The organism is Flavobacterium ginsenosidimutans (genome assembly GCF_037478105.1).
Taxonomy (GTDB): Bacteria; Bacteroidota; Bacteroidia; order Flavobacteriales; family Flavobacteriaceae; genus Flavobacterium; species Flavobacterium ginsenosidimutans.
On record NZ_CP147988.1, the window covers coordinates 4,168,470 to 4,186,876 of the forward strand.

General features: G+C 40.5%; 12 protein-coding genes. 5 read left to right on the forward strand and 7 right to left on the reverse strand.

All coding sequences use genetic code 11. The annotated features are described in order from the left end of the window. Positions 1 to 18 precede the first annotated feature (18 nt). Complete coding sequence (locus V6624_RS18225; RefSeq protein WP_338839644.1) at positions 19 to 903, reverse strand: AraC family transcriptional regulator; 885 nt, start codon at positions 901 to 903, stop codon at positions 19 to 21. 279 nt (positions 904 to 1,182) lie between these two features. After that, positions 1,183 to 1,875: a hypothetical protein gene (locus V6624_RS18230; RefSeq protein ID WP_263522523.1), complete on the reverse strand. Its 693-nt coding sequence runs from the start codon at positions 1,873 to 1,875 to the stop codon at positions 1,183 to 1,185. 329 nt (positions 1,876 to 2,204) lie between these two features. Between V6624_RS18230 and V6624_RS18235 the strand changes: the two genes are divergently transcribed. Together V6624_RS18235 and V6624_RS18240 are read left to right on the forward strand one after the other, a co-directional pair. Beyond that, entirely contained in the window at positions 2,205 to 3,902 is a 1,698-nt protein-coding gene (locus V6624_RS18235; RefSeq protein ID WP_338839646.1) for a helix-turn-helix domain-containing protein, read from the forward strand. A 74-nt stretch (positions 3,903 to 3,976) separates the two neighbouring features. Then, positions 3,977 to 4,153, forward strand: a complete 177-nt coding sequence (locus V6624_RS18240) for a histone H1 (protein WP_338839647.1) — start codon at positions 3,977 to 3,979, stop codon at positions 4,151 to 4,153. 159 nt (positions 4,154 to 4,312) lie between these two features. Here V6624_RS18240 and V6624_RS18245 read toward each other — a convergent pair whose 3' ends face one another. Continuing rightward, positions 4,313 to 5,518 (reverse strand): hypothetical protein, encoded by a 1,206-nt coding sequence (locus V6624_RS18245; RefSeq protein WP_338839649.1) that lies wholly within the window; start codon positions 5,516 to 5,518, stop codon positions 4,313 to 4,315. A 150-nt stretch (positions 5,519 to 5,668) separates the two neighbouring features. Next, positions 5,669 to 6,982, reverse strand: a complete 1,314-nt coding sequence (locus tag V6624_RS18250) for a hypothetical protein (RefSeq protein ID WP_338839650.1) — start codon at positions 6,980 to 6,982, stop codon at positions 5,669 to 5,671. A 994-nt stretch (positions 6,983 to 7,976) separates the two neighbouring features. Here V6624_RS18250 and V6624_RS18255 point away from each other — a divergent pair. From V6624_RS18255 to V6624_RS18265, 3 genes are read left to right on the forward strand one after another with little or no spacing between them, the layout of a single operon-like run. Continuing rightward, positions 7,977 to 11,000, forward strand: coding sequence for a SusC/RagA family TonB-linked outer membrane protein (locus V6624_RS18255; protein WP_338839651.1), 3,024 nt, complete (start codon positions 7,977 to 7,979; stop codon positions 10,998 to 11,000). A gap of 10 nt (positions 11,001 to 11,010) precedes the next feature. Beyond that, positions 11,011 to 12,396, forward strand: a complete 1,386-nt coding sequence (locus V6624_RS18260) for a RagB/SusD family nutrient uptake outer membrane protein (protein WP_338839652.1) — start codon at positions 11,011 to 11,013, stop codon at positions 12,394 to 12,396. Between the two features lie 13 nt (positions 12,397 to 12,409). Beyond that, positions 12,410 to 15,076 carry an alpha/beta hydrolase family protein gene (locus tag V6624_RS18265; RefSeq protein WP_338839653.1) on the forward strand — a complete coding sequence of 889 codons (2,667 nt, stop codon included), beginning with the start codon at positions 12,410 to 12,412 and terminating at the stop codon, positions 15,074 to 15,076. A gap of 63 nt (positions 15,077 to 15,139) precedes the next feature. On the opposite strand, the gene V6624_RS18270 is transcribed toward V6624_RS18265, so the two are convergent. From V6624_RS18270 to V6624_RS18280, 3 genes are all read right to left on the reverse strand, one after another. After that, positions 15,140 to 15,433: a DUF6520 family protein gene (locus tag V6624_RS18270; protein WP_338839654.1), complete on the reverse strand. Its 294-nt coding sequence runs from the start codon at positions 15,431 to 15,433 to the stop codon at positions 15,140 to 15,142. Between the two features lie 117 nt (positions 15,434 to 15,550). Beyond that, positions 15,551 to 17,068 carry a DoxX family protein gene (locus tag V6624_RS18275; protein WP_338839655.1) on the reverse strand — a complete coding sequence of 506 codons (1,518 nt, stop codon included), beginning with the start codon at positions 17,066 to 17,068 and terminating at the stop codon, positions 15,551 to 15,553. 253 nt (positions 17,069 to 17,321) lie between these two features. Continuing rightward, positions 17,322 to 18,383, reverse strand: coding sequence for a DUF932 domain-containing protein (locus tag V6624_RS18280; RefSeq protein WP_338839656.1), 1,062 nt, complete (start codon positions 18,381 to 18,383; stop codon positions 17,322 to 17,324). Positions 18,384 to 18,407: the final 24 nt, after the last annotated feature.

Consider the following 18,407-nt stretch of genomic DNA (forward strand, 5'->3'; position numbering starts at 1 on the left):
AATTGCAGTTAATAGGGACTAACGACTCTTAAATCTCTCGGCAGCTTCTGCGCGGTATTCTGACGGCGTGCAGGACATTAATTTTTTAAAAAAGATATCAAATGCAGACGGCGAGCTGAACTGCAGCTCTTCTGCTATCTCGGCAATGGTAAAGACAGAATCCTCCAGAAGGTTTACAGCTTCAGCCAAAACTGCATCTGTGATCATCTTCTTGGCCGGTTTTCCAGTAATCTGTTTCACCACCCTATTGAGATAGCCCGAAGTCACATACAGCACTCCGGCATAAAATTTCACCGTATGATGCTTTCTGCAGTGGATGGACAGCACAGTGAGAAACTGCACAGCCAGCTTTTCGGCCCTTGAAATGTGCAGCGCAGCAGAAGCAAAATACTTGGAGTAGATAAGCTTGAGTTCAAACAGCAGCAGATTGGTGCTGATCCGTCGAAGCTCCAATTCAAAATCGGTGCTAATCTGATTCATTTCTTCCGCGTGAAGCAGTCTGCAGACCAGTGAGAGCAACAGATAATCGCTTGCCTCTAAACTGATTTTCACAGCATCTTTCACTTTCAGAAAGAATAAAGAATCAGCCTGTAAGTTCATACTGCCCGTCCTATCTTTCAATGAAGAAAGTCGGATTAGATAAAACCGCAGTTTTTCTCCACCTTCCATCTCAGAGCAGTGGGACTTCTTTGGAAATATCAAAAGATCATGCGCTTTCAGATCATGGACGGTTTCTCCTGACCTTATTTTAAATCTTCCTGATTTCATTAACAGCACCGCAGGATACCTAACTTGGAAAGAATCCCAAGAAGAAAACTTTATCCAATATTCTTTAACGGCATATACAGCAACTCCCTTAGAAAACAGGCCGTTAATTTCGCTATTGATCAAATCTTTAAGCATAGTTTGATTGATTCATTGAAGTTTAAAAGAAACTGGCAATGCTAGTCATCAAATCTTTTCCTTACTGCTATATAGAATAGGCTATAAAGGTTTAAAAGCACTGTAATATAAAGCAGATAAGCCATGAATCTGGGATGTCCGCTCCCATGAGTATCAATAGCAGTCTCTTCAGCTCCATTCCAGCTGAACAGACCTATAATCAGATAAAGGCTCAAAAGATTAAAGCAGACAAGCAGTATAAATAATATAATTGGCAGTTTCATTTTAAGCACTTAATTACTAAAGAATCCTTTCCAGTAAAGCTATGATTGAAACAATCGGCACTTCATTGGTCCCGAATAATGGTCTTGCAGGCTTGCTTCCAACAAGAATATCCCAATCCTTATCCTTTCGCTCCTCTTCCGAATACAGCGAATACCTTGATATCGAAGCAACTGTAAGAATGGTTTCGGTTTCTTCCGAAGTGAAAACTGTATCAGCAAGCACCTCTTCTTCATAATCTGTAATATAGCTATAGGTAATACTGAATTCCTCGAGCCTTTTAACGATAAGATGTTGAAGAAAATTAATCAGGTTAGTTTTTGCATAAGCCTGCAGCACACTGTTCTGAACAATGGAGATCATGCTGTTATCGGGATCATCCATTATAGACTGCACCATCTCGTCTGTAAAAGGTATTAGCCTGCTGCTCTTCCCTTCTCCTCTGTCTAATTTATTCGAAATATGCCTGATCTGATCTGCTAGTTCTGAAACTGAATTGGGAGAGTGGTTCTTCTGATAATAGACTTCAAGCGCTTCATAGATTCTCTTTCCTTCCATATCAAAAGGGTTAATCGGATTCGCAGGAAAATTATTATCCGTGACAGGCGCATTGGCTAAATCAGTTAAAATCTCTGCAGCTTCAAAATCTTCATCAGCAGAACATGATACAGATAAAAGGATAGTAATAATGCATAATAAAATGGTTTTCATGGTTTAATGGTTTGAAGGTGAACGGGAATTCCTTCCCAGTCCATTTCATCCGGATAAGCAGAACTTTTACCTGGCACCCTGCCCGGCATTTTGCTTTTGAATTCAAGACAAAACTATTCCGTCTAAACATCTCCCGCAACCTGACTTGTGTGGATTTTCGCCATTTCCGCTACGGATTTTCGGAAAATCCGTAGTGCATCTCACGACAACAACCACCTATTATTCAATAGTTTATATTATTTTTATATTAACTTAAAGTAGAGCTATTGCAGCGATTACCATCTTTAAGCTTATAATATTCCCAGCACAATCCCAAACTAACCATAACTATGATTAAACCAAATTCACTTTTATTGCTTCTGATGTTTTTCTGTGCAGCTTCAGCCCAGAAAAATCCTTTCAACATTCCCGATTCCCTGAAAAATAAAGATTTTGAATATCTGGATGACCGATTCTATATGCATAAAAAAGATAGCATCCGTGCGTCATTATATGCCTATTCTTTTCTCTATAAAGCTAAGAAAGAGAAGAATCTGAAAGAAATCATAAACGGCTACCAGAACCTAATGCTCATCGCTCCTGAAAAGCTTCGGATAGCGTATACGGACAGTATGGTTCATACCGCTAAGAAAGCAAAGGATGACGCACTGATCGGTTCAGCCTATTTAAGCAAAGGCACAGCCTATTACGGAATAAAGCACCAGCAGCAGGCAATGGATAATTATCTTATTGCCAACAGCTATATATCAAAAACAAAAGACCAGTACCTTATCCATAAAGTAAAATACTGCATTGCACTGACTAAATTCTATATCGGCTTTTATGATGAAGCTGCTTCCCTGCTGAAAGAATGCGCTGACTACTACAGACAGACACAGCCCAAACCGTATTTAAATTCTCTCCATTCTCTCGGACTCTGCTATAACAAGCTAGGAAACTACGGAAAATGCACTGAAATAAACGAACTTGGAATCTCAGAATGCATAAGGCTTAAAATTGAGGAAATGGCTGCCTACTTTACACATTCTGAAGGAATCAATGAGTATTTTAAAAAGAATTATGGAGCGTCAATCAGAAATCTAGAATCTTCCCTTGAAGGCATTAAGGAAAATAATGATTTCGCAAATGAAGCAATCGGGTACTTCTACATTGGAAAAAGCTACTGGTCGCTGCATCAGAAAGAAAAAGCTATAATCTATTTTGAGCTCGTGGATAAAATCTTCAATAAAAAAAACTATCTGAGATCTGATATAAGGCAGAACTTCGAACTTATGATCAGCTATTATAAAACAAAAAAGGATCTAAATAAACAGCTTTATTATATTAATCAGCTGTTAAAAGCCGACACGCTGCTGACAGAAACCAATAAATATATCATCGCAAAAATACATAAGCAGTATGACACTAGAGAGCTGCTACTGGAAAAAGAAAGAATAGCTGAAGAGAATCAGAACATGAGCACGGAGCTGATTTGGGAGAAATACTATGACCGTATATTTGCTGGGATTATTATTGCACTTTTTTTCATCTTAGCAGCGGTTACCTATCGATATTACAAAACCAGAAAAATATATAAAAAGAATTATAAGCTGCTGATGGAAGAGCTCGATACAAAGAAAAACAGGCCTAAATCAAAAACAGAAAAGGCTCCTATTAAAAATATTAGTTCCGATACAGTAGTCTTGCTTCTCAAACAGCTTGAAAACTTCGAAAAAGATAAAAAATTCCTTGAAAAAGACTGGAATCTTACAACTCTTTCCGCAGCCTTTAAAACAAACCCAAAATATTTAGCCAGCATCCTTGACCATTACAGAGATAAAGGCATCAACGAATATATAAACGGACTGCGTATCGATTATATTACTGAACTACTCCGTAACGATTCCAAAATTATGCTTTACAAGTACGAGGCACTTGCAAAAGAAGCAGGTTTCAGCACCACAGAACGCTTTACAAAAGCTTTCCTGTCAAACACCGGAATTGCACCGTCATATTTCATTGCAGCGATAAAAAAAGAAAAGCAATAGACTTTAATTTCCTTCAAGAGTTAGGATATCTCATTTAACTTTATACTTTTACGCCGTAATTAAAAAATGACATTATGAAAGACCTACTAGTAAAAATTACTGCTGAAATCGAAACATTCAAAACAGAATCGGATTCATTAGCAGAAAAAGGAGTTAAAGCTGCTGGAGCAAGAGCTCGCAAATCTTCATTAGAAATTGAAAAACTTTTAAAAGAGTTTAGAAAAGTTTCTATTGAGGAATCAAAAAAATAATAATTTCATGTATTATTTAAATCCCATTACCTATGCTAATGGGATTTTTTAATGGATTTTTAAATATTTTTCCAACTCTTGCATCAGGAAATTATTAATCAAAAAATAGAATCTTTAAAATTTTATTTTCTGTAACACGTTTTAAGACTTTAACCTAACTTACATTTTAGCATCTTCTTTACCCGGTTTATTACTATTGAACAAATTAAAATTATATTTAATTGTTAATTTATAAATTTCTAATAATCCCTTTTCACTTAAATCTCCTAGATTTCTTAATACTGTTGCTGAAATTAAAGCATAAGCAAATTGTACTAGAAGTACAATGAGGATAATTGACCACCATGGAATGTTCAACATAAATAATATTGAAATAGATGACATTAATATTATAAACACACTAAGCCAAAATCCCCCAAAGATTAGAAGTTTTTTTCCTTTATTCTCATTTAAATTTAATTTTCTTTTTAGTTCCGTTTCATTGAACTTCTTTACGTTTGTTTCCTTCATTATATTATTTAAAAGTGTATTGCCTTCAAAATTATAGTAAAATGCATCCCAATTATCTGGATTTTTCTCTAAAATTTCGCGAATATTTCTTATAGTCTGATCTTTTCCGACTTTATACTTATCTTGTTCAGGATTAATTTCTTGAGCTTGCTTGATATAATCTAAAGCTATTAAAAACTGTTCTAGTATTTCTTTTTGATAATTATTATTTATTGATTTTGCAACATAGACACCAGCTAAGGACATTGAAATACTTGCTTTACTTGCTAAATAATTGCCTCTTTCAGTTCTTTTAAAAACTTCTGGTAATTGTGAATTAATTACATAGCTATGAGCTTTATCTTGAAGTTCCCACATCTCTCTATATGAGTCTAATGCTGTAATATAATCTTTATTAAGCATTGCTCTTTTGGCTATCGGTTCTAATTGTCTTATAGGAATGGTTTGGATACTAAGCGTCCAATTACTTTTCATCGTTAACAGAAACGATTTTGTTTCTTCATTTAACTGATCAAAATTTTCATCTATGATTTTAAGAGCATATTGAATATGTTTTTTTGCTTTGGTTGCAAAAACTATAGCTGTCTCAAATAAGTTTCTTTTATAATCGAAAGCATATAAACATTCATTAGACTCATACAAATAATATTCCCGTAAAGCTTTTGTTTGCGTTATAAAATTAATATTTGAATAGTCTGTATTTTTTAAAATGAGATCTATTAATTCAACTGCTTTTTCATAAAAATTAGAAGCAATTTTATACTGTTCTAAATCATTGTCACTCCTTCTTGCGATATCTTTTGCTTCAAGACCTTGATTATAAAGTGCATTTATTCTCGAAATGTTTTCGTTCATTTTATTATGTCGTGCTTATAATACTGCCAACGTTTTAAAGCTTTATACTCGGCAGGAAGAATTGAGTACAAATGCCCGGTTGATTACTAAATCTGAATTGAAGAACTATTTTTTTTTCAATTCAGTCTATCATTAGCTTCAAGATATGAATTAGCCAATAAAATCTTTGACTTTATCATAAATTTCCACAGAGGATTTTATTAATGGGATTGCTGTTGCAATGCCTTCCCAAAGTGCCTTTAGTGTCGATCTTTTAGGTTGTTCTTTTTCAAGTTCTTCATTAAAAGTAAAAAATTGTTCTTTCGCTTCTTCATTTCCTTCTTTTTTAATTATTTCATCAACTTTAATTAAAGCATTTGCAATATCCTCACCGTACTTATCTTTTACTTTATTAAAAGAATTAGAAACATTAATATCACCTGAATTAGTTGCAACTACATTTCCAGTATTCCCTTTAATAATATTACCTGAATTGTTTTCAATATTGTCTCCCATAACAGTTTTGTTAATTATTATTTTAAATTTTTCAGAATATTTTACAAGCAGCTCTTCATTAATATTACCGCTCATTATATTTTGAAGCTTGAATTCTATATCTGCATTAAAATGTGATTTATGTTCGTCAAAGTCCGTTAGAATTTTTGGTTTGCCATTAGAATATCTAAGAGCATATTGTTCAATCCATTCCACAGCTTTTGTCAATTCAACTTCACTTTCATCAGGAGAAAAAGATGCAAATGACCAATAATGTCCAGTGCTATAATTGTCATAAGGCTCGCTAGAGTAAATCGCAGAAACTGAAACTAATATCTCTTTTTCTACTATTTTTCGTTTCGCAATCGAGGTTATCACTAAACTATATTTAGGAATTTCTCTAGCATAATTAATTAAAGCCTTTTCAATAGGTAAAATTTCAATTGTTCCAATAATATCTACTGTGGAATATCCTTGGTGCTTTATTTCGTCAATAAATTGGTTATAAACTTCTTTGCTTACTATTATTGGTATGCCTTGATGACTTGTTCCTGTTGAAGTTGCATTCAAGTAAAAATTACTTTTTTCAGGTGCTAGTCTCACAGACCCAACTCCTCCCAACATCATATTCATTTTCCCTAACGGTAAATATTCGTTTTTATCGGCGCTCATCATAGATCTAGCTTCCATGCGAGAATTAAATGCTCTTTTTGTGTAATATAATCCTGGTGAGTAAGGTAGCCACTCGATAAGGCAAAAGTTTTCTAATTTAATTGTCTTACCTGCAAAGATTTTATTTTGCAAACAGTCTTTCCAAAAATCTTCATTATTGTTGTAACTTTTAAAAATTTGACTTTCCTTTTGTTCGCCCCTGAGCTTTTTATATAATGATACATCGAAAAAATCAGTTAAAAATTTTGCAACATCCTTTGTAGGAAGTCGCTCAATTCCTAAACCTTTAAAGTTTGTAAAAAGATTCTCAAAATCCATATCTATAAATTTTTAGGATGTGCTACCGAGTGGTGTCAATTCCCACTCAACTATTAAAATTTATAATTTAAATTCGGATTGAATATAAACATTTTGCTTTATTTTAAGGCTTTATAAATTTACTTTTTCTTTAATGGAAAATTAGTTTTTTAATATATAAAAGGAATAAGTATAATTACCTGTTTTAAAGTTGATATTAACAAAAAAAGATGCCTGAGCATCTCCTAACATTTAATTACATGTTTAATTATTTTTCTATTAATTTAAAAAACTCCGAAAGTTTTACATTCTTAGCTTCACAAATTTTATTCAAAGTATTCACAGGAATATTATAATTTACTTTTTCTTTATTAAGTGCGGTATTTTTTATTTTTCTTACAATACTTTCTTCAATGCCGTGATCTAATCCGAAAGCACGTTGAGACTTATAAGTTTCAATCCAGATCTTATAAATATAATTACATATTATTTTATTAACGTCGCCCATTCTAACAAAGGAAAGCTAATAGATAAAAAATAATGCGCACGAAAATGCGCATTTTAAAATATTTTGTTATATTTGTAATGAAATACATATTTTTGCGATACTTCATAAAAAATATTTGAAGCATTCGCTTTGAATCTTGCTTAGAAAAACTGGACACTTTTTTAGCGCGCAAGATGATAAGTGCAAATGCCTACGCTTAAAAGTGCGTGGGCTCACTTATTTGTGCGCAGGTAGTCCAGTAAATCCTTCTAAACATTAAGTTGAGTTCCACGTCACTTTATTAAGCGATAAATCTCCTTATAAATTCATAGCAACACTTCCTTATTTTATTTGATTTTCGCTTTTAAGAATCGAACTTATTATTAAAATAATAACCTTAAATCATGATAATTTAAAAATAAATCTAAGCGAATTAAAAGACAAAAAAAGCCCTCTACCTCGTCGCCAAACTAGTATAGAGAGCCTGTAGCCAATCAAATATCCATTTAACTAACCAATCCCAATATTATGAATTATTTTTCATTTTACAAGGATGGAAAAGCTCTTTATTGCCTAATTTTTACAGGCATGCTGCTTTCTTTTTCATCCCTATCCGCCAAAAATTCCAAACGGAATTATCAATCATCTAATCAGCAGTATCAGCTTCAGGGAACCGTCACCGACGGTACTGCGCCTCTCCCCGGCGTAACCGTCGCCATTAAAAGCAGAACAGCTGGCAATGCGATTACGGACTACAATGGCCATTACCAGCTTTCCGTCTCTGCCAATGACACTCTAGTCGTTTCCTTCATCGGATTCAAAAAAGCCTTTATTCCTGTCCAGGGGAGAAGCAGAATTGACATCCAGCTGCAGTATGACACCACAACATTGCAGGAAGTGAAAATCAATGCGGGCTATTATACCGTCAAGGAAAGCGAACGCACGGGAAGCATTTCCCGCATCACCTCCAAAGACATCGAAACCCAGCCTGTCACCAATGTGCTCGCTGCCATGCAGGGGCGCATGGCTGGAGTCAGCATCACCCAGACAACGGGCGTCCCAGGTGGAGGCTTTGATATAAAGATCAGAGGACAGAACAGCCTGCGTTCAGAAGCCAATGCGCCGCTATATATTATTGACGGGGTTCCCTATGCCTCAGACCCAATCGGTTCGGGCATAACAAACCTGACTTTCCCAACACTCTCTAGCCCCTTAAATAGCATAAATCCAGACTTCATTGAAAGCATTGAGGTTCTAAAGGATGCTGACGCCACCTCCATCTACGGATCTAGAGGAGCCAACGGAGTAGTGCTGATCACCACAAAAAAAGGAAAAGCAGGAAGAACAAAATTTACTGTAACGGCCTCCACAGGAGCCGGAACAGTCACCAGATTCATGAAGCTCATGAACACCGAACAGTACCTTTCCATGCGCAGGCAGGCATTTAAAAATGACGGCATTACAGCATACTCTCCTTGGGATTATGATGTCAACGGCACTTGGGATCAGAACCGCTACACCGACTGGCAGAAAGAGCTTCTTGGGGGCACCGCCCAGATCACCGACCTTCAGGCAACGGCATCAGGAGGATCAGAAAACACCCAGTTTATGCTCAGCGGATCTTATCACACCGAGTCTACCGTATTTCCTGGGACTTTCCTATATAAGAAAGGCGGAAGCCAATTCAGCTTTAACCATATCTCGGATGACAAGAAATTCCGACTGGCCTTCTCTGCGGGAGTCACCCTTCAGGATAATGACCAGCCATCATTTGACCTCACCTATGATGCCCGCAGCCTTCCCCCTAATGCGCCAGCCTTATACAATGCTGACGGAACATTAAATTGGGAGAACAGCACCTGGACCAATCCACTGGGAAATCTAAATACAAAATTCGAATCCAGAACCAATGATCTCACCGCCAGCGCCGGGCTGTCCTATGAAATAATTCAGGGGCTTTCCGCTAAAGCAAATCTGGGATACACCAATCTGGCCAATAATGAAACGCGCATAGTGCCATCAACCATTTATGATCCTGCCTACAATGTCAGCAGTGAAAGATCAGCGCTCTTTCTCAACGATGTCAGCAGAAGCTCATGGATAGCAGAGCCGCAGATCAGCTGGAAAAAAGATCTAAAAACTTCCATAATTGATATCCTTTTAGGAGCCACATTCCAGAGCCAGCAGTCCCTTCGCATCCAGCAGTCGGGAACGGGATTCACTTCAAACAGCCTTATTTACAATCTGGCTGCGGCAAAAACCACAAGAGTGCTGCTCAACGATGAAACCCTTTATAAATATCAGGCCTTTTTTGGCAGGGTCAATTACAACTACAAGCAGCGCTATATCCTGAATCTTACCGCTCGCCGTGACGGCTCAAGCCGTTTTGGTCCGGGCAGACAGTTCGCTGGTTTTGGAGCGGCCGGACTGGCTTGGCTTTTCTCAAATGAATCCTTTATGCAGGACAACAGCTGGCTGAGCTTCGGAAAAATACGCACAAGCTATGGAACTACAGGAAATGACCAGATTGGAGACTATCAGTTTTTAGATACCTATTCCAACACTGGAGTATTGTATAACGGAACACCCGGACTTGCTCCGAGCAGGCTCTTCAACGCAGACTTCGGATGGGAAACCAATAGAAAAATTGAAGCGGCATTGGAGCTCGGATTCCTTAAGGATAGGATTTTCACAACTGCCTCATGGTACCAGAACAGATCTTCCAACCAGCTGACAGGAATTCCTCTGCCCGGCTCCACAGGCTTCACTTCCTATCAGGCAAATCTTGATGCAGTGGTGCAGAACCGCGGACTCGAATTTACGCTCCGCACGGTTAACTTTAGCGGCCATGGCTTTAACTGGACCACAAACCTGAATCTGACCTTTGCCAAGAATAAGCTTCTCAAGTTTCCGGGTCTGGAAAGTTCTGCCTACAGCCAGCAGTACCGCATTGGCGAGCCATTGAACATCAGACTGCTGTACAGCTTTAAAGAAGTCTATCCCCAGACAGGCGTATATGCCTTTGAGGATCTCAATAATGACGGTGCCATAACTTTTCCTGAAGACCGGCAGAATGCAGTGGATCTGAATCCCCAGTATTACGGCGGACTTCAAAACCAGTTTACCTATAAAGGCGTAACACTTGATTTTCTGTTCCAGTTTGTAAAGCAGCAAAACAGGACCTATCCGATGGGAACGGCCGGAATGATGTCTAACCAGCAGGAAAGGATAAGCAATAGCTGGAGCGTTCCGGGCGATATCGCTCCCTACCAGATTTATACCACTGGCTACAATTACGCAGCCCTGATGGGCACCTATCTCTATAACGAGAGCACAGCATCAGTAACGGATGCCTCTTATATACGCCTTAAGAATATTTCCCTTTCCTATGATCTGCCTCTGGGCTTAAAGGAGACGCAGTGCAGAGTCATGGTTCAGGGGCAGAACCTGCTCACTTTTACAAAGTACATAGACGGAGATCCTGAATTTACCAGCTATGGCTTCCTGCCGCCGCTCAAAGTAGTGACTATGGGAATACAGCTAACCTTTTAAACCTATCATTATGAAAACGATTCATCTTATACTGACGCAGTGGATATGGCTTGCCGTCCTGACTGCATGCACCTCCTGCGACTCTTTTGTTGAAGTGGAGCTTCCAAAAAATCAGCTTACTGCTGTAACGGTTTTTCAGGACTATCATACTGCGGAAGCGGCTATGGCAGACATCTATTCCAATCTGCGTGACAAGGGCATTCTTGCCGGAGACGGAACCGGAATTTCCAATCAGCTCGGCAACTACTCCGACGAGATGGTCAGCAACGAAAACCCTTCCAATCCAAGCATTGCTTTTTATGCCAATGCGCTTCTGCCAAGCAATACTTACATCACAGGCTACTGGAACTCGGCCTACTATCAGATTTATGCTGCCAATGCCGTTATTGAGGGAGTTACGGAAAGCAAAAATCTAACCGATGCGCAGAAAAGACAGCTTCAGGGTGAAGCGCTGTTTGTAAGGGCGCTGGTGCATTTTTATCTTGTGAATCTCTTTGGAGATGTGCCCTATGTAACGCAGACCGACTATAAAATAAACAGCACGGTGAAAAGGACTCCTAGCGGGCAGGTCTACGAGCAGATAATTGCTGATCTTGAAAATGCTGCTGCGCTGCTTCCAGAAAGCTATCCTGATCCGGCAAGAGTCCGCCCCAATGCCTTTACAGCCAAAGCGCTGCTTGCCAGAACCTTTCTGTACACCAATGCCTATCCCGAAGCTTCCAATATGGCATCTGCTGTTTTAAACCAGCAGCAGACCTACAGTCTGGAACAGCCTCTGGAAGTATTTTTAAACACTTCCAGAGAAACCATCTGGCAGTTGCAGTCCGGTGCAGCGGGACAGAATTCGGCGGAGGGCTCTTTCTTTATTTTTACTTCGGTGCCTCCAAGATATGTATCGCTCAGCGAATCGCTGGCTGATTCCTTTTCTCCTGATGATCTTCGCAGATCCACTTGGATTAAAAGCCTTTCAGACGAAACCGCTATCTGGTATCATCCCTACAAATACAAAGAAAACATTCCGACGGCTGTCTCCAAGGAATATTCCATCGTATTCAGGCTTGCCGAACAGTACCTCATCAGAGCAGAAGCCAGAGCATGGCAGGGCGATCTGATCGGAGCCAAAGAGGATTTGAACAGAATAAGAAACCGCGCCGGACTTCCCGATACGCTCGCCGAAACGCAGAATGAAATTCTCGATGCCGTGCTGCTGGAAAGAAAACTGGAGCTATTCACGGAAACTGGACACCGATTCTTTGACCTTAAGCGCACTGGAAGGCTTGATGCAGAGCTGGCGCGCATCAAACAGGGATGGAATTCGACCGACAGCCTATTCCCCATTCCGCAGAGCGAACTGAGTGCCAACCCCAATCTGAGACCGCAGAATCCCGGATACTAAACAATACACTATTATGTCAAAAGCAATATTCACCGACAGCTGCCGAACAGCAGTGCTCACCGCGGTGCCTATTTTAGAATTTTTATTTTTATTATTTATTTTGCCATTAGTAGCCTGTCCCCTCTGGGGGCAGGCAATGCAAAAAAAGCATCTTTCTCCGGCTGACTACTCCCGCTGGGGCGAAGTCCATCTGGATAAAATTTCAAGTGACGAAAAATGGGCAACCTACAGGATGGCTTATGAAAACGGAGCCGATACGCTTTTTATCCAGAACATAAAAACAGGCCAAAGACACTTTTTTACCGATGCTGAAAAAACGCTGTTTACGCAAAGCAATTTCTTCATCTGCAGTACCGGCTCTGATCTTACGATTCTGGATTTGGAAACGCTAAAAACAGAAACAGTCTCTGGCATACAGAAATATGCTTATGATAAACAGACCGATCAGCTTATTATCCTATTGGACAGTCCAGAAGAAAAAGGAATGCTGCATATCAGATCACCTAAAAAAGCAGAAGGCACTGCATTCAAGAATGTGAGCCAATTTGCTCTGAGCCCAAACGGAGCTATGCTGGCTTTTACTGTTTTATCCAGCTCAGAAGCCTCTGCAGCTGTCCTGAGCCTTAAACAGCCAAAAAAGGCAAAGTGGATCAGCGCAAAAAACGCAGAGCCACTGGCTGGCCTTACATGGGAAAAAGAAGGCAGGGCACTGGCTTTTCTAAAACAGTCAGCAGACCAGAAAATAAAAGCACTAGGCCTTTATATTCCCACTGAAAACAGAATGTATGAATTGGAACCCGATTCGTGCACTGATTTTCCGAACCATTCCTCCATCTTCTACGATGCATTCTCTCCCATTGTAATTTCAAGCGATCTGCAGCGCGTGTTCTTCTCCATCAAAAAAGAAGCTGAGACCGCTGAAAACAAATCACAGTCCGATGTCCAGATCTGGAATGCAAACGACAAATGGGTGTATTCCCAGCATAAGACCCTTGAAAGTTTTGATAAAATGCCCAAAATCGCAGTATGGAATCCAGCAGGGAATCATGTACGCCAGATTACCACAAACGAGCTGCCACTGCTAATGCTCACGGATGACATGAAGTATGCCGTACTATCAGACCCAGCCCGCCACCAGCCGCAGTTTGAAGCCCAGGACGTCAGGGATTTCTATGTAATGGATCTCACCACATTTGAAAAGAAGATGCTTTTGGAAAAGCATGTCTACCTGCCTTGGGCGCTTAATCCTTCATCCTCGGGAAAATATTTTGCGTACTTTAGGGATAACAGCTGGTGGGTATATGAATTTGCCACAGGCATCCATAAAAATGTATCTGAAAAAATAGGCGTGAAATTTAGCGGTAAAGTTCAGGAGCTTGTTCCTGAATCCACTTACGGCAATCCGGGATGGAGCCTTGAGGACAAAGAAATCCTGCTTTATGACCAGTTTGATATCTGGGCTGTATCTCCAAGCGGCAGCACTTCTAGAAGGCTCACCAAAGGACGGGAATTGGGCATTAAGCTTCGAATAGCACCGCAGCCCAATAGGCTGGGCGCAAAGCATCTTTATGACGGCCCTGTTGCCGACAGTTTTGATCTGCGGCAGGAACTGCTGCTTCGCGGCAGCGGACGTGATGGGAAAACAGGCTATTTCAGATGGAACAGCACTTCAGGAGAAAAAGCAGTCACGTACGGAGACTATTACAGCGATGAGCTAAACTACGCTCCAAAGAAGAAAACACTCTTTTTCAGGGAGCAGCAATTCGACAGCCCTCCTGAGCTCTTGAGCAGTACAGGAACACAAGGCAAAAAGAGCTTTTTCAAAAGCAATCCCCATCATAAAGGCTATTTCTGGGGAAAATCTGAACTGATCGAATTTAAAAATACGGAAGGCCGATCTTTAAAAGGAGTCTTATTCTATCCTGCAGATTATGATCCTAAAGTAAAGTATCCCATGATTGTGCATATTTATGAGCTCCAGTCCCATGAGCTTCACATCTATGATAATCCGACCTATCAAAACGGAGCCGGCTTTAATATCACTCTGGCCACAGCTGAAGGCTATTTTGTCTTCCTTCCCGACATACAGCTGGAATATCAGAAGCCCGCAATCGCTGCAGCTGACTGCGTCATATCGGGCGTAAAAAAAATAATCGAAAAAGGGATTGTAAATGAGCATAAGATTGGCCTCATAGGGCATTCATTCGGAGGTTTTGAAAGCGCTTTTATAATGTCGCAGACAGATCTCTTTGCTGCCGGGATTGCAAGCGGAGCAATCACGGATCTTTTCAGCCACTACAATAGCATCGGTCCGCGTGCGGGAGATCCCGAACAATGGAGGTATAGCGGAGAGCAGTATAATATGGGTGGATCCCCTTATGAGATCCCTAAACTTTATCAGGCCAACTCCCCTATAATCCATGCCCCTAAAATTACAGCGCCACTGCTTTTGTGGACTGGTGAGAAGGATCCTCAGGTGGATCCGCATCAGAGCTACGAGCTTTACCTTGCCCTTCGCTGGCTTCGAAAGAAAGGCATTATGCTGGTATATCCAAAAGCAGGCCACGTTCTTATAGATCCTAGCCAGCAGAAAGATATTACGATACGCACTCTGGAGTGGTTCAGCTATCATCTGAAAGGCAACCATTCCTATCCTTGGATTGCCAATGGAATGGAATAGAATCAGGCTTAAAAAAACAATGCAGTTCCTATGGAACTGCATTGCCATTTCAGCAGGCTTTGATTACTGTCCATTTATAAGACGGTACAAAGGCTGAACACAGTTGTTCTGGCTGTCTCTGTCATACGCAATGGCACCAGAAGTGTCGCCTACGCGGCAAAGCTGATCTTTCTGTATGTCACTGCAGGAAACCTGTGTAGTGGAACAGGTTCCGTTTGCATTCGGCAGATAGCCCCATTTAAAGGCAACCGTGCTTTTTTCAGGTGCGCGCTGCATCGAAGTGGTTGCAAAAGCTCCTGAAACTGCCAAGGCTACAATAGCAGCGGGCAGCACATTTTTTAAAACTAACGTTTTCATAGCATTAAAATTTATAACCGTAATATGATCTACTTTTTTCTACAGGTGTTCGATCTGATTCCTGACACTGATCAGTATATTATATTGATAGCCCACAGACGGGCTGTAACGCTATCCCTATTCTTTTTTTATTTCCTTTTTTAGGGCATCCTTTAGCTGATAGACAATCAGATCATTCCCGATGACAGCAGCCAGATATCCGTCAGCAACGGCGAAAGAATTTAAGGAGCTGCTGGAAGTATGGTATATTGGGAAGCTCATAAGATAAGAGCCACTGCTCAGATCGTACACATCAATAATAAAAGATTTCTTCCACAGCTTTTCATTCTCGTATCTTCCCCTCACCAGCGAATGGACGAAAAGCAGATTTTCAAAAACTGCCGCATTCGAATTCACCACATCAGCAGGAGCAGACATCGCAAACTCCCTTCCGCCCTTGAGCTCCGACACTTTTATTTTAGCATGGCTAATAGTGTCAATGGTATGCCCTCTGTACGCTAGCGATCCATATTTATCAGCCACAATAAATTCATTGCGGTAATAATACAGGTATACCATCTTTTCCATTCCTTCGCTGTACAGCAGTGTCCCATCGGTATCAAAGATCCCGTCAATCTGTTTTTGGAGCAGATTTCTCTTATAGCTTATTTTCGGAACCGAATCCATATTGAAAACGCCTAGCACATGGGCCAGCTTTTTGGAATTATTGGATCTGAAAGCGATGGAAGCTCCATCAATCGGCGCCAGTTTTGTAAAATACGGAACGCCCTTAAAGGCTTTCGTGATGCGCCAGTCTTTCGCATCTCCGCGAAATACGGCAGGAACGCTTCCGTCGTACAGATAGAAATAAGGCTCCTGAATCCTTACATAGATATTTTTAAAAGGTATGCTGTCGGGAGAAAAAGAAATCCTTTCCATTTTCTGATGCTTCAAACTGGAATCCAGCGACATCAGATAGGAAGGAAACTCATAGTTTCCCAGATAGATCCGCTGGCCTCGAAAGCCCGCAATATAATACGAACTGTACTTTAATCTGAAAGACGCGGAATACTCTGCAGGATGGTGGGGATATCGTCTTATAAAGGGGTTGCTGTGGTGCATCACCTCTTCTGAAGACATATACAGAAGCGCAACAGCCGATATGCTAGCCGCTATTGCTACAGCTATCCATTTGGTCTGAGCCAAAAAACTATAGCCAGTATTGCGAGCCTTCCCTACCGATGCATCTAAAACAATTGCGGAGGCAGCCAGAAAGACAAAAACAATATTGAACACCAGATGCGCATTCCAGCCCATCTTTTCCAAAATCCCTCCGCAGGAGCACGGAATAAAAGAGCTGTAGTTCAGTATAATAAAAATATAGGCCGTAAACATAACCATGAGAGAAAGTGCGCAATAAAGGCCAATATGGCGAAGTCTGCCAATCAGAAGAAACAGTGCCGCAATTAATTCTGCTGCAAGCACCAATACGGAAATCCATCGGGCAAAAGCGCTCAAAAGCGGAGACTGCCCGAGCTGCACCTGAAAATTTTCAAAATCAAGCATTTTGCTTACCGCGGCATAAACAAATAGAACAGCAAACAGATAGCAGACTGATTGGATAAAAACCGTTTTGATGCTCGCACTCCATTTCATAATCCTAAAGTTTAAATATGGCTGCACTACGTTAAACTGATGCGGCCACCATAATGATATGCAAATCTAAAACCGTAAGATTTATCATCCATTATCAGAATCACGTCTAAACTTTTCAAAAGCAGGCAGATTTGATCCATAATCTTTAAAATAAAAAACGCGCTGTAAATCGCAAGATTTGCAGCGCGTCCGAACCTCCGAAAAAATAATGCAGGCAGCTGAAAACTGCCTGCATTCCCATTATTAAGCAAAATTAATTCTGAGCAACATAAGAACTAAACCCTTTAACAGCAAAATCAAAGCACAGATTAAAAGCGGCCTGACCCCGAAGCTGCGCCGTTCCTCCCATCAGGATGGAAGAAAGCTTGGCCTCTTCATCTTTATATTTTCTCACATTCTGAAAATAGCCCGTCACAGCATTGTAGGCACCAAATACAGTTCCTTTAGTGGTTGCCATCTGCTGTGTGGGATGGCTCATCGCATACTCAAAAGCATTGTCCACCATATTGTTAAAGCAGGCCGATAATTCCGCGTTTCTCCCTTCCTGCAGTTTTTTAAGAACCTCTCTTCCTGGAGCCATAGCATGCTGGATCAGTTTTTTAACCTCCTTATCGGATATGCGTGTCTTTGTCCAGTAATTAAAAACGGCTTCCAGACTGCCAGCCAATGCATCTGAAATCCCCATAACCTCATGAGCCTGCTCGAGACGGTCTTTCGCATTTGAAGTATGGCGTATGCGCACCGTGCTGGTTTTGGACTGCATGGCAGCATTGAGCGTATTGGCGCATACAATCCGGATCGGCGTAAAAGCTGCCGTTATGCTGCCGCTTCCGTCATGGGAGGTGGTGAGAAAAAGATACTTCTCAATCAGGTCCTCCTTTCCCACACGGATATAGTCAGGCAGTTTTGCGGTGATAAAGATCTTCTCGCCATTTCCCAATGCTCCTGCGGTTTCATATAAGATGCCGTCACCGCCCACGATGCTGTCAAAAAAAGAAAATGCATCCCTGTTCTGCACGATATGATAATCCTTCCCGACAACTCCCAGCACCGTATCGGTATCAGTCCGTACTGTACTGCAGTAATCTGGTATATCCAGCCTGCCAGCAGTTATAAAGTCCTGCGTTACAATTGGAGCTGAAGGCGTATAAAGCCTTCTTTTCTCCACTTCAAAATCCAGCCCTGCGTGGGCTATTGCCTCGGCGCTTGTCGGATAGTCTTCCACTGCCTGTCCCAAATTGTGCCAAGGCTTTTCCTTCACGCTGAAAAAACTGTGTCTTCCATTCCCGTCGTTAAAATGAATATGATGTGCCATGATTTCTGATTTTTAAATGATTAA

Coding starts and splice junctions, on each gene's coding strand:
- V6624_RS18225 (WP_338839644.1), bottom strand. CDS start 903: ATGCTTAAAGATTTGATCAATAGCGAAATTAACGGCCTGTTTTCTAAG.
- V6624_RS18230 (WP_263522523.1), bottom strand. CDS start 1,875: ATGAAAACCATTTTATTATGCATTATTACTATCCTTTTATCTGTATCA.
- V6624_RS18235 (WP_338839646.1), top strand. CDS start 2,205: ATGATTAAACCAAATTCACTTTTATTGCTTCTGATGTTTTTCTGTGCA.
- V6624_RS18240 (WP_338839647.1), top strand. CDS start 3,977: ATGAAAGACCTACTAGTAAAAATTACTGCTGAAATCGAAACATTCAAA.
- V6624_RS18245 (WP_338839649.1), bottom strand. CDS start 5,518: ATGAACGAAAACATTTCGAGAATAAATGCACTTTATAATCAAGGTCTT.
- V6624_RS18250 (WP_338839650.1), bottom strand. CDS start 6,982: ATGGATTTTGAGAATCTTTTTACAAACTTTAAAGGTTTAGGAATTGAG.
- V6624_RS18255 (WP_338839651.1), top strand. CDS start 7,977: ATGAATTATTTTTCATTTTACAAGGATGGAAAAGCTCTTTATTGCCTA.
- V6624_RS18260 (WP_338839652.1), top strand. CDS start 11,011: ATGAAAACGATTCATCTTATACTGACGCAGTGGATATGGCTTGCCGTC.
- V6624_RS18265 (WP_338839653.1), top strand. CDS start 12,410: ATGTCAAAAGCAATATTCACCGACAGCTGCCGAACAGCAGTGCTCACC.
- V6624_RS18270 (WP_338839654.1), bottom strand. CDS start 15,433: ATGAAAACGTTAGTTTTAAAAAATGTGCTGCCCGCTGCTATTGTAGCC.
- V6624_RS18275 (WP_338839655.1), bottom strand. CDS start 17,068: ATGAAATGGAGTGCGAGCATCAAAACGGTTTTTATCCAATCAGTCTGC.
- V6624_RS18280 (WP_338839656.1), bottom strand. CDS start 18,383: ATGGCACATCATATTCATTTTAACGACGGGAATGGAAGACACAGTTTT.